The sequence below is a fragment of the Legionella israelensis genome, from assembly GCF_004571175.1.
Taxonomy (GTDB): domain Bacteria; phylum Pseudomonadota; class Gammaproteobacteria; order Legionellales; family Legionellaceae; genus Legionella_D; species Legionella_D israelensis.
In genome coordinates, this window is sequence record NZ_CP038273.1 from 2,076,621 (window position 1) to 2,089,584 (window position 12,964).

Genomic DNA, 12,964 nt, shown 5'->3' on the forward strand with positions numbered 1-12,964 from the left:
GACAAACTGTGTGGGCGCTTTGAAGGAATTTGGAGTGCTTGAAGAAAAGAAGCTAGTGTAGACTAGCGCTAGGTATTGAACTGAAGAGTTTGATCCTGGCTCAGATTGAACGCTGGCGGCATGCCTAACACATGCAAGTCGAACGGCAGCATGGTCCAGCTTGCTGGACTGATGGCGAGTGGCGAACGGGTGAGTAATGCGTAGGAATATGCCTTAGAGAGGGGGATAACCCGGGGAAACTCGGGCTAATACCGCATATGCTCTTTGGAGTAAAGCTGGGGACCTTATGGCCTGGCGCTTTAAGATTAGCCTACGTCCGATTAGCTAGTTGGTGAGGTAAGGGCTTACCAAGGCTATGATCGGTAGCTGGTCTGAGAGGATGGACAGCCACACTGGGACTGAGACACGGCCCAGACTCCTACGGGAGGCAGCAGTGGGGAATATTGGACAATGGGGGGAACCCTGATCCAGCAATGCCGCGTGTGTGAAGAAGGCCTGAGGGTTGTAAAGCACTATCGGTGGGGAGGAAGTTCAGTTGGTTAAGAGCTGACTGGATTGACGTTACCCACAGAAGAAGCACCGGCTAACTCCGTGCCAGCAGCCGCGGTAATACGGAGGGTGCGAGCGTTAATCGGAATTACTGGGCGTAAAGGGTGCGTAGGTGGTTTGGTAAGTTATCTGTGAAATTCCTGGGCTTAACCTAGGCTGGTCAGATAAGACTGCTGGACTGGAGTATAGGAGAGGGCAGTGGAATTTCCGGTGTAGCGGTGAAATGCGTAGAGATCGGAAGGAACACCAGTGGCGAAGGCGGCTGCCTGGCCTAATACTGACACTGAGGCACGAAAGCGTGGGTAGCGAACAGGATTAGATACCCTGGTAGTCCACGCTGTAAACGATGTCAACTAGCTGTTGGCTTTATAGAGAAAGTTAGTGGCGCAGCAAACGCGATAAGTTGACCGCCTGGGGAGTACGGTCGCAAGATTAAAACTCAAAGGAATTGACGGGGGCCCGCACAAGCGGTGGAGCATGTGGTTTAATTCGATGCAACGCGAAGAACCTTACCTACCCTTGACATACAGTGGAGCTTGCAGAGATGCGAGTGTGCCTTCGGGAACACTGGTACAGGTGCTGCATGGCTGTCGTCAGCTCGTGTCGTGAGATGTTGGGTTAAGTCCCGTAACGAGCGCAACCCTTATTCTTAGTTACCAGCACGTTATGGTGGGGACTCTAAGGAGACTGCCGGTGACAAACCGGAGGAAGGCGGGGACGACGTCAAGTCATCATGGCCCTTACGGGTAGGGCTACACACGTGCTACAATGGACGGTACAGAGGGAAGCGAAGGGGCGACCTGGAGCGAATCCTTAAAAGCTGTTCGTAGTCCGGATTGGAGTCTGGAACTCGACTCCATGAAGTCGGAATCGCTAGTAATCGCGAATCAGCATGTCGCGGTGAATACGTTCCCGGGCCTTGTACACACCGCCCGTCACACCATGGGAGTGGGCTGCACCAGAAGTAGATAGTCTAACCTTCGGGGGGACGTTTACCACGGTGTGGTTCATGACTGGGGTGAAGTCGTAACAAGGTAGCCGTAGGGGAACCTGCGGCTGGATCACCTCCTTAAATATAAAGATAAAAGGTGCGACAAATCCTCAAAACGCCCACACAGTTTGTTTTCAAGAAGTATTCATCCATTTTGCCAGGGGTTTTTGCCTTAATTGAGGCATCCGTGTAAGGAAGTGAAGGCGCGTACATCCGTACGTGACAGCACGAACGCACGCGGATAACGAAGTAAGGAAAAAAGCCGCAGCAAAAGAAAGGGGCCGTAGCTCAGCTGGGAGAGCACCTGCCTTGCACGCAGGGGGTCAGGAGTTCGATCCTCCTCGGCTCCACCAAGGGGATGGGTTGTTTGGCAGGATGGCATTGAGTGGTCAGAACAAAGGGATGGATGTTTTTATTCTTTTGTTCTGATGATTCAGAGGTTCATTAAAAATTAGGGTAGAGATTGAAGTTTTTAGCTGAGACTGATTGGTTTTGTTGCTGATTGGGTGAGGTTAGAGACGACGAGGTAACACAAGCGAAGAAGTATTGTCTTCATGTTGGATATAGTCTTGAGTGATTTGAGGTTATATGGTCAAGAAGAGAAGCGCAAACGGTGGATGCCTTGGCAGTAAGAGGCGAAGAAGGACGTGGTATTCTGCGAAAAGCCTGGGGGAGCTGAAAACGAGCGTTGAACCTGGGATGTCCGAATGGGGTAACCCGGCTAATTTATTAGTCATTCATACTTGAATACATAGGGTATGGAAGCGAACTTGGGGAACTGAAACATCTAAGTACCCAAAGGAAAAGAAATCAAGAGAGATTCTCTTAGTAGCGGCGAGCGAACGGGGAGGAGCCTGGCGTGATTTAGCGTTGATGTGAGTGGAATTATCTGGGAAGGTAAGCCGGAGAGGGTGAAGGCCCCGTACACGAAGCATTGATGTAGAACTAGGCACGCGGAGAAGTAGGCCGGAACACGCGAAATTCTGGTTGAAGATGGGTGGACCATCATCCAAGGCTAAATACTCCTTACTGACCGATAGTGAACGAGTACCGTGAGGGAAAGGTGAAAAGAACCCCGGAGAGGGGAGTGAAATAGACCTGAAACCGTTTGCGTACAAGCAGTGGGAGCCTGACTTAGGTTAGGTGACTGCGTACCTTTTGTATAATGGGTCAGCGAGTTACTTTCAGTGGCGAGGTTAACCGGATAGGGGAGCCGTAGAGAAATCGAGTTTGAATAGAGCGATAGTCGCTGGGAGTAGACCCGAAACCGGGCGATCTAGCCATGTGCAGGATGAAGGTTGGGTAACACCAACTGGAGGTCCGAACCGGGTAATGTTGAAAAATTATCGGATGACGTGTGGCTAGGAGTGAAAGGCTAATCAAGCCCGGAGATAGCTGGTTCTCCCCGAAAGCTATTTAGGTAGCGCCTCGTGGGTTGATTACTGGGGGTAGAGCACTGTTTCGGCTAGGGGGCTGTCATGGCTTACCAAACCGATGCAAACTCCGAATACCGGATAATTGGACCACGGGAGACACACGGCGGGTGCTAACGTCCGTCGTGGAGAGGGAAACAACCCAGACCGCCAGCTAAGGTCCCGAAGTATGATTAAGTGGGAAACGATGTGGGAAGGCATAGACAGCCAGGAGGTTGGCTTAGAAGCAGCCATCCTTTAAAGAAAGCGTAATAGCTCACTGGTCGAGTCGGCCTGCGCGGAAGATGTAACGGGGCTAAAATCATACACCGAAGCTGCGGATGTGTAGTGATACACGTGGTAGGGGAGCGTTCTGTAGGCCGATGAAGGTTGACTGAGAAGTGAGCTGGAGGTATCGGAAGTGCGAATGCTGACATGAGTAACGATAAAGAGGGTGAAAAACCCTCTCGCCGGAAGTCTAAGGATTCCTGCACGACGCTAATCGGAGCAGGGTGAGTCGGCCCCTAAGGCGAGGCAGAGATGCGTAGTCGATGGGAACCAGGTTAATATTCCTGGACTTTCTGTAAGTGGTGAAGTGGGGACGAAGGAGGCTAGGTGAGCCGGGCGATGGTTGTCCTGGTACTTGCATGTAGGCGGAGAGACTTGGCAAATCCGGTTTCTTGTTAACGCTGAGGTGCGAAGTGGTTCTGGCATTTCGATGCGCAGAGAAGTCACTGATGCCATGCTTCCAGGAAAAGCTGCTAGCCATAACTTACGGAGAACCGTACCGCAAACCGACACAGGTAGACAGGTAGAGAATACCAAGGCGCTTGAGAGAACTCGGGTGAAGGAACTAGGCAAAATGGTACCGTAACTTCGGGAGAAGGTACGCCTTTGCTGGTGAATTGCTTTACGTAATGAGCTGGTGGAGGCCGCAGAGACCAGGTGGCTGCGACTGTTTATTAAAAACACAGCACTCTGCAAATTCGTAAGAAGACGTATAGGGTGTGACGCCTGCCCGGTGCCGGAAGGTTAATTGATGCTGTTATCCTGCCACCGGATTGCTTGTAGATGAAGGTGAACGACGAATGAGCGAAGGCGTTTACATTGGGTAAATGACTGAGCGAAAGAGGGGTTCAACGCACAGATACGAGTAATGCGGTGGCAGGAGAAGCGGTTGATCGAAGCCCCGGTAAACGGCGGCCGTAACTATAACGGTCCTAAGGTAGCGAAATTCCTTGTCGGGTAAGTTCCGACCTGCACGAATGGCGTAACGATGGCCACACTGTCTCCACCCGAGACTCAGTGAAATTGAAATCGCTGTGAAGATGCAGTGTACCCGCGGCTAGACGGAAAGACCCCGTGAACCTTTACTACAGCTTTGCACTGGACTTTGATGATGACTGTGTAGGATAGGTGGGAGGCTATGAAGTGCGAACGCCAGTTTGCATGGAGCCGACCTTGAAATACCACCCTGTTGTTATTGAGGTTCTAACTTAGGCCCGTAATCCGGGTTGAGGACAGTGTATGGTGGGTAGTTTGACTGGGGCGGTCTCCTCCCAAAGAGTAACGGAGGAGCACAAAGGTACCCTCGGTACGGTCGGACATCGTACCAAGAGTGTAAAGGCATAAGGGTGCTTGACTGCGAGACGGACGTGTCGAGCAGGAACGAAAGTTGGTCTTAGTGATCCGGTGGTTCTGAATGGAAGGGCCATCGCTCAACGGATAAAAGGTACTCCGGGGATAACAGGCTGATACCGCCCAAGAGTTCATATCGACGGCGGTGTTTGGCACCTCGATGTCGGCTCATCACATCCTGGGGCTGAAGCAGGTCCCAAGGGTATGGCTGTTCGCCATTTAAAGTGGTACGCGAGCTGGGTTTAGAACGTCGTGAGACAGTTCGGTCCCTATCTGCCGTGGGCGTAGGAAAATTGAGAGGGGCTGCTCCTAGTACGAGAGGACCGGAGTGGACGAACCTCTGGTGCGCCGGTTGTCACGCCAGTGGCATGGCCGGGTAGCTAAGTTCGGACGGGATAACCGCTGAAAGCATCTAAGCGGGAAGCCTTCCTCAAGATGAGTTTTCCCTTGAAGCCCGTTGAAGACGACGACGTTGATAGGCGAGGTGTGGAAGCGCAGTAATGTGTGAAGCTAACTCGTACTAATTGGCTGATTGTCTTGACCATATATCCTGAAATCATTCAGGGCATGATACAAAATGAGTTTAAACGCTTGTGAATCAAACCCATTCAATCTTTACCTTCTGCCTTCAATAAGGCAGAATAACCCGTTTTCCTGGCGACCATAGCTGTTTGGTACCACCTGATACCTTTCCGAACTCAGTAGTGAAACAAACACGCGCTGATGATAGTGTGGGGTCTCCCCATGCGAAAGTAAGTCATCGCCAGGGCTTTTTTCCTTAAAGCGGCCGAAAAGCCGCTTTTTTTATTTAAAATACCACCAGAAGCCCTCCAAACAATAAACTCTCGACTTATCTTTTCTTTCAGCGCCAGTCAAGGAAAGAGTGTTTATATTTTCGTGAAGACAAAGAAGAAATACTTGTATTGAAAGATTTTATTCGTATTATGTGTTTTATTGCTGTAAAATCGACCGAATTTTGCCTCTTAATAAGAGATTATGTTAATTAAAGAAATACAGGAGTTGGTAGAGGTACTGGCAAAATCAAATGATCTTGAGAATTTTGATAAGAAGCTGGTAGACCGTTTACAGAATCAATTTGCTCATCGGATGGGTGATGATAAGTTTACAAAAAACGATTTAAAAATTGTCAAGCTGATTTTTCAGGATCGTTGGCAAACGGTTATAGATACGCCGTACGATTATATGCAAAACATGCAAGGCATCAATCAAATTTGGATTGGTATTGCCAGGTTGCTAACCAAAGAAAATCCTTCTCTCACCGTCATTCAACTCTTGTGTCCCACAGTAAAAAACACGCGGGATTCAAATAACTTTTCATTACTTGCAAATATTTCGGATTTTACACATTTATATCTGGGGGATGACGATCAATCCGTCTATGAACTAAGCGGATTTATCAAGCATTTGATTCGTGCAAAGGATCAACTGTCTACTTATTCCTCTAATTTTAAGCAATTAAGAGCGGTGACTGTTAAAGAGCTTGCACGAATACATCGTAGTCATAATACTAAAAACGTTCTATTCATTAATAAGGTGCGTTATCAGAATGCCTGGGCTTATCTGAATAAGCAATTATTTCCAAAATTACAAGCAAAAGGAGAAATACCTGCTCATTTATTTCCTTCCTTCCTTGAGCTTATAAAACTTTATTTTGATGCTTGCTCAAAAACCGCTTCTTTTATTCAATTTAAACAGCAATTTTTATCATGGCTTAAACATCTGATGCAATGTCCCATTGATGACGTCAATGCTTTTTATGGTGTTGTCCTGAACTTTAAACAGCAAAAAAAATATATGCTTGAATTGCTGATTGATATTCATAATGCTAAAGATTTTACCCTGGCAGAGCATTTTCTTACCATTGGACAATACTTAAATCAGTTTAACCCTGCGTATGTGCTTCATGAAGAGAAGAGTTTGCTGTCTGTTTATCAAAAGTTACAAACGGGGCCGTATTTTTCTTTAAAAAAGTTTATGCAATTAGTAAACAAGCTTAATGCTAATGAATCCGAATTGATAAAAGAGAAAATTGCTGAACTTCTGTGTATAGCTGAAGAAGTTGGTGAAATCAGTGGGTTGCTGATTCAGAAATTAAGTGAAATTTACAGCATGCGCTGGACATGCATAAAAGCAAGCGAGAAAGATTATACCAGAATGCCATTCGGTGAGAATGAAAGCTGGATCCGACTTGCTCAATACCTGGCCGGCGCAAAAAAAATTCCCGCCAATTATTATCGTTTTATCATGCCTACTTTAAGACAAGATGTTGAACCTGTATTTTCCTGCCTTATCACAGATTATCCCTTATCCCATTTTATATTAAGCGAAGATGAAACACAGTTAATTCTTTTGGATGTTTGTGTCTGCAATCATAAAACCAATGGTACGTTTCGTTATTGTCGGGAAGAAAAGCTGGTGTCTCTGACCCAAATCGAATTATTACGACTTCCTTTCGCAGATCGACAATTTATATCTTACTATGATCGTTGTGTGTTAAAAGAACAAATGCAGATTCCAGTAAGTCTAAAAACGCTTGAGGAAGTGAGAGTTTTAGTTAACGGTAGTTTTTATTCTAAAGGTTTATCTTATTTAGGTGAATATAATGCAAAGGAATACAGGACATCTGCTATCGCATATCAGCGTTTTTATGAGTATTACTCAAAAATAAATCCAGTGGAAAAAGAAGCCTTAAATCAGCAACGTATTGTCTATAACGGTGTTGAGAAAACCTTTAAAGATCTTTTGAAGGAAGTTGAAGACAATGAGTGCATTACCTCTGCCGCATTGTATTTTGCTCAATTTGTAATGGACTATGCACCTTATTTTAAATTTTCCAATGAGCTTGAAAAAAACATAAAAGTAGATGTGGATACCATGCGTAAAAACAGCGCTCAATTGATCCCCAGTGATTATGAAGTTCTCTCACAAAAAGAAGCTAAGGAGAGATGCTTGCTTATTTTTATTTCTTTATTGACAGTCTCATTACCGGCGTTTGTGTTTAAAAACATTGAGTTTTGGGATCTTCATAGAAAGGTGAATGACAGAGTTAAGCACATCTTTGATTTGATCCTGCCAATGGTTGAAAATAATGATTTCAGGAATAGCCGTTTCATATATGCAAGGATCATGGAAGAGCATATTAAACCGCTTATTGAGGAAAATGGTGGATTATTATCAAGGTTGTGTTCTTCAAATCCGCTAAAACTGTGGAGTTTAAATGTTAAGGAAAATCGGCCTTTGGATTTTAAATATTCATTACTGGAATTAGAGCATATTTTACAGTTTTTATTTTTTCTGCGAACACATCCTTCTTATAAACAATTAAAGCTCGATGATATAATTGACGAGCTGATAAAAATTGGTACTCAGGAACATTCTTCGCTGGAAAAATACATACGCGCCAACATTGCATTTGTAAATTATTTGAATGGCTCCAGCCCGGAAATATCAGAATGGATGGATCTTTTAGCTGATTTTCAATATGAATTCGTTAAAAAAGATTTTTTTTTCCAATGTTTAACTTACATTGAAAACAGATTAAATTTAATCAAACAGGATTCTGGCAAGCGTTTCTTATTCTTATGGGATAAAAAGCCTAGATTAACCTTTGTCTTTCCTCCTCAATTGAGCATAGATATATGTGCATCCTCAAATTTTTGCGAGTTCATTATGCGCTTAAAACAGTCCTTACATAAGGAAGAGCTGGATTTGACCGATAAGGATATTTCTCACATGACGGATTATCTAAGAAGTTTAGACTGTCCTATATTAACACCGTCACAAGCCAGAGAAGAATCCTGGGAAAATAAATCAGATTATTTCAGTGCCATGTTGGAGGGAAATGTATAGCAATGATAAGCAATTTATATATCAATGAATCCTGCTGCTCTAGTATTTTGCATATTGCTGGCATAATTTGACAAAATTATCGTAACGTCTCTGTGATATATTTTGCTCAGCTACCGCTTCTTTAACGGCACAGCCCACTGATGTGATGTGATTGCAGTTTCTGAATTTGCATAGCCCCAAAAAGGGTTTAAATTCTCGGTACCCTTGAATAATGGTGGTAGGCTCAAGATAAAGTAGACTGATTTCCCTGACTCCGGGAGAATCAATCAGTGCTCCTCCTCCTTTTAAATGATAATAGCGGGAACTGGACGTAGTATGTCGGCCAAGTGCCTTATGTTCTGAGATGCTTCGTGTTTCTATTGCACTTTCATGAGGAAGTAGGCTTGCGATGATGGACGATTTTCCTACTCCGGATTGCCCTACAAAAACACTGACTTCATGATTGAGTGCTTCTTCGAGAGCCTGATGTCCTGTTTTCAGATGTTCTCCAGCAAATAACAGATGATAACCCAGTGGATGATAATCTTGTATTAACTGTTGTTGGATGGCCTGACAGGGTAAATCGGTTTTATTCAATAATATTAAGGCGTTGAGATGAAGAATTTCAGCCATGATTAAATAACTGTCAAGCAATGGCCATGAAATTTCAGGTTTTGGTGCAATAACCACAATCATCTGCGTAATATTGGCAGCCACAGCCTTATCTCCACGAATACCTGGCCTGATTAATACAGATTGTCTTGGGTAGCAGCTGACGATGGCACCTTGTCCTTGGCCCTCAGGACGCCAGACTACGCGATCCCCTGCCACCAAAGATTGGATATCAGGGCGAATGGAGCAATGAATTCGTAAACCGTTCTCAACTTCTATTTCAGCATGACGGCCGAATCGACTGATCACCAGTCCGTCTGCCAATCCCGACTGATCCATATGCTCTTTTTGTTGATAAGCTTTCTGTTTTCTGGCAATTCGCTGTGATTGTTGTTTGCTGATGCGTCTTTTACTCATGGTAAGAAAATATACTATAATCTCCGTTTTATCTCATAAAAAGAATTAAACGATTGATTCTGAAAGTTATAGATGCAAGTATCTTAATAGTATGAAGGACAACAGCGATTAATGAAAGTATATTTAGTAGGCGGAGCAGTGCGCGATCAGTTACTGGGTTATCCGGTTAAAGAGCGTGACTGGGTAGTGGTCGGGGCAACACCTGAAGAATTAAAACAAAAGGGGTTTCGGCAGGTGGGTCGTGATTTTCCGGTGTTTATCCATCCAGAAACAGGTGAAGAATATGCATTGGCCAGAACAGAACGTAAATCAGGCTCAGGTTATTATGGATTTCAGTGTCATTATAGTCCAGATGTTACCTTGGAAGAGGATTTACAACGTCGTGATTTAACCATTAATGCCATGGCGCTGGATGAGAACAATCTTTTAATTGATCCATATCATGGCAGACGCGATCTGGAAAACAAATATCTACGACATATTTCCCCAGCTTTTTCTGAGGACCCGGTACGCGTACTCAGAACTGCCCGTTTTATGGCCCGTTATCATCATTTAGGTTTTCATTTAGCAAATGAGACTCGTTCACTGATGTATAGGATGGTTAAAACAGGAGAGTTGAATCATTTAGTGGCCGAAAGGGTCTGGCAGGAATGGCAGCGCAGCCTGGATGAACGCAATCCGGAAATGTTTATCCATACACTGAGAGAGTGTGGTGCGCTAAAAATAATTTTACCAGAAATTGATCGTTTATTTGGTGTTCCCAATCCTTCGCATCATCATCCAGAGGTGGATACGGGTGTACACAGCTTGCTGGTTTTACAGGCAGCAGTAAAATTGTCCAAGGAGCCTTTAGTTCGCTTTGCGGCATTGCTTCATGATTTAGGCAAGGCTTTGATTCCCATGAAAGAATGGCCCAGGCACCACGGTCATGAAGAAAAGGGTGTGGACGTCATTGAGGCATTATGTGAGCGCTTACGCATCCCAGCTGACTATCGTTCTCTGGCTGTGCTGACGTCCCGATTCCATTTAAACATTCACCGCTTGTTTGAATTGAATGCGAGCACGATCGTTAAAATACTTGAAAAAACCGATGCCTTTCGCCGTATCGCTCGTTTTGATCAATTACTTCTTGCCTGTGAAGCCGATGCTCAGGGGCGTGGACGAGAGGTGGATTACAAACAGGCATCGAGTTGGCAGTATATACGAACAGAATGTGCTAAAGTAACAGCAAAAACCCTGGTGGAACAAGGTTATCAAGGCAAAGCGATTCAAGAGCAACTTCATCAGCGCAGGGTTGCTTGTGTTGATTTTATTAAAAAATCCTGGAAGAAAAATGAAAAATAATCAAAATTTAATCTGGATCGATTTGGAAATGACGGGTCTTGAGCCTGACCATGACCGCATCATAGAAATTGCTACAGTCGTCACGGATGCTCAATTAAATATCATTGCTGAAGGCCCGGTTTTTGCTATTTCTCAACCTCAATCCCTGCTGGACAAAATGGATGAATGGAATACTCGCCAGCATCAGCAGTCAGGTTTGATACAACGGGTTAAGGAAAGTGAGGTCGGTGAGAAGGAAGCAGAAAAAAAGACGCTTGATTTTTTAAGTCAGCATCTTGATAAGGGCAAATCACCCATGTGTGGCAATAGCATTTGTCAAGACAGACGATTTTTATACCGCTACATGCCTGAACTTGCGGCTTTTTTTCATTATAGAAATTTAGATGTCAGCACATTAAAAGAGCTGGTCAAACGATGGAGGCCGCAACTAATGAGTGGACTGACTAAAGAATCCAAACATTTGGCTTTAGATGATATTAAAGACTCTATCGATGAATTGATTTATTATCGCCAACATTTTATACGTTTAGAAGGTGACACACAGAATGACTGAACGAATCAAACTTTCATTACCCAATGAAGCTGATAAATTACTTTTACACTCATGCTGCGCCCCTTGTTCAGGGGAAGTGATGGAGGCCTTGCTTTTCTCAGAAATTGATTTCTCCATTTTTTTCTATAACCCCAATATTCATCCCATACAAGAATATGAAATACGTAAAGAGGAAAACATCAAGTTTGCTCAAAAACATCACATCCCTTTTATCGATGCAGATTATGATAAGGATAACTGGTTTGCCCGAGCAAAGGGAATGGAATGGGAGCCAGAGCGTGGTAAGCGTTGTACAATGTGTTTTGACATGCGATTTGAGCGAACGGCTTTATATGCTTATGAGCATGGCTTTCCGGTAATCAGCAGCTCTTTGGGGATTTCACGCTGGAAAAATATGGAGCAAATCAACGATTGCGGTATTCGTGCAGCAAGCCGATACCCTGATTTGGTTTACTGGACATACAATTGGCGTAAGAGCGGTGGCTCAGGAAGAATGTATGAAATTGCCAAACGTGAGAATTTTTATAAACAGGAATATTGCGGCTGCGTTTATTCATTAAGAGACACCAATTTATGGCGCAAGCAGAACAATCGTGATCGAATCAAGATAGGTCATAATTATTATTATGAGGAAAACATTCTTCATGATGATAACAAGGACAACAATGGCACAACATCGTAAAAGTCAAAGCACGACTCATCATGAGCACCGCCATGGCCATGAGCACGTGCAGAATTATAATGCAGCTTTTATTATATCCATTGTGGCCAATGGATTGTTTGTTGTGTTTCAGATTATTTTCGCCATATGGGCTAATTCTACCAGTTTACTGGCCGATGCCTTCCATAATCTCGGTGATGTTTTAAGCCTGGTATTGGCTTGGGTTGCTACTGTATTAATGAAGCGCCAGCCAACAGCAAGCGCCACTTATGGCATGAAAAAAACCTCCATACTTGCAGCTTTAGCGAATGGGGTGCTGCTTGTTTTTACTTGTGGAATTATTGCCACCGAGGCCATGTATAAGTTTTTTTCCCCTGAAAGCATTCATGCCTTATCCGTTATGATCGTAGCCGGAATAGGTATAGTGATAAATGGAGCCACAGCCGCACTTTTTATGCATGGCTCGGAAGATCTGAATATACGAGGAGCCTTTTTACATTTATTTTATGATGCCTTGATTTCTGCTGGTGTGGTTGTTTCGGCATTTTTGATGTATTTAACCGGATGGTTATGGCTTGATCCAGCAGTAGCCTTAATCATTGCTTTTGTCATTATAAAAGGGACATGGGCTTTATTTACAGACAGCCTCCGACTAATTGTGGATGCAGTTCCCCGCTCAGTGTCCTTAGAAGCGGTTCGCGATCAATTGCTTGCTGTACCAGGTGTAGAAGGACTTCATGATCTGCACATCTGGGCATTAAGTACCATGGAAAATGCTCTTTCTGTACATCTTTACATGCCTGAAGTTCCCTTAACGGATGAAGCAAGAAACGAGCTGATTCAACAACTCAAACTTCATCATGATATTCATCATATCACCTTGCAAGTTGAGCAAGACCAAAGATTATGTTCTGAGTATTGTAATACACATTAGTGAT

General features: G+C 44.2%; 6 protein-coding genes, 1 tRNA gene and 3 rRNA genes. 9 read left to right on the plus strand and 1 reads right to left on the minus strand.

The window, feature by feature from the left end; translation table 11 throughout:
- Nucleotides 1-77: 77 nt before the first annotated feature.
- The 5 genes from E4T55_RS09455 (at nucleotide 78) to E4T55_RS09475 (ending at nucleotide 8,460) form a co-directional block, all read left to right on the plus strand.
- Nucleotides 78-1,621 (plus strand): 16S ribosomal RNA (locus E4T55_RS09455).
- A 196-nt stretch (nucleotides 1,622-1,817) separates the two neighbouring features.
- Nucleotides 1,818-1,893, plus strand: a tRNA-Ala gene (locus E4T55_RS09460).
- 237 nt (nucleotides 1,894-2,130) lie between these two features.
- Nucleotides 2,131-5,135, plus strand: a 23S ribosomal RNA gene (locus E4T55_RS09465).
- A 108-nt stretch (nucleotides 5,136-5,243) separates the two neighbouring features.
- A 5S ribosomal RNA gene (gene rrf / locus E4T55_RS09470) occupies nucleotides 5,244-5,359 on the plus strand.
- The 16S, 23S and 5S rRNA genes sit together here with 1 tRNA gene alongside, the layout of an rRNA operon.
- Before the next feature lie 227 nt (nucleotides 5,360-5,586).
- Nucleotides 5,587-8,460 carry a hypothetical protein gene (locus E4T55_RS09475; RefSeq protein ID WP_058502772.1) on the plus strand — a complete coding sequence of 958 codons (2,874 nt, stop codon included), beginning with the start codon at nucleotides 5,587-5,589 and terminating at the stop codon, nucleotides 8,458-8,460.
- Between the two features lie 39 nt (nucleotides 8,461-8,499).
- Here E4T55_RS09475 and rsgA read toward each other — a convergent pair whose 3' ends face one another.
- Nucleotides 8,500-9,468 (minus strand): ribosome small subunit-dependent GTPase A, encoded by a 969-nt coding sequence (rsgA, locus tag E4T55_RS09480; protein ID WP_058502771.1) that lies wholly within the window; start codon nucleotides 9,466-9,468, stop codon nucleotides 8,500-8,502.
- A gap of 111 nt (nucleotides 9,469-9,579) precedes the next feature.
- Between rsgA and E4T55_RS09485 the strand changes: the two genes are divergently transcribed.
- The 4 genes from E4T55_RS09485 to E4T55_RS09500 are packed head-to-tail and all read left to right on the plus strand — an operon-like array spanning nucleotide 9,580 to nucleotide 12,960.
- The gene (locus tag E4T55_RS09485; RefSeq protein ID WP_058502770.1) at nucleotides 9,580-10,812 is read left to right on the plus strand and encodes a multifunctional CCA addition/repair protein; all 1,233 of its coding nucleotides are present in this window, start codon (nucleotides 9,580-9,582) and stop codon (nucleotides 10,810-10,812) included.
- Complete coding sequence (orn, locus tag E4T55_RS09490) at nucleotides 10,802-11,365, plus strand: oligoribonuclease (RefSeq protein WP_058502975.1); 564 nt, start codon at nucleotides 10,802-10,804, stop codon at nucleotides 11,363-11,365. The genes E4T55_RS09485 and orn overlap by 11 nt, the downstream gene beginning before the upstream one ends.
- Nucleotides 11,358-12,047, plus strand: coding sequence for an epoxyqueuosine reductase QueH (locus E4T55_RS09495; protein WP_058502769.1), 690 nt, complete (start codon nucleotides 11,358-11,360; stop codon nucleotides 12,045-12,047). Before orn ends, E4T55_RS09495 begins: the two co-directional genes overlap by 8 nt.
- Nucleotides 12,031-12,960 carry a cation diffusion facilitator family transporter gene (locus tag E4T55_RS09500; protein ID WP_058502768.1) on the plus strand — a complete coding sequence of 310 codons (930 nt, stop codon included), beginning with the start codon at nucleotides 12,031-12,033 and terminating at the stop codon, nucleotides 12,958-12,960. The genes E4T55_RS09495 and E4T55_RS09500 overlap by 17 nt, the downstream gene beginning before the upstream one ends.
- The last annotated feature ends 4 nt before the right edge of the window (nucleotides 12,961-12,964 follow it).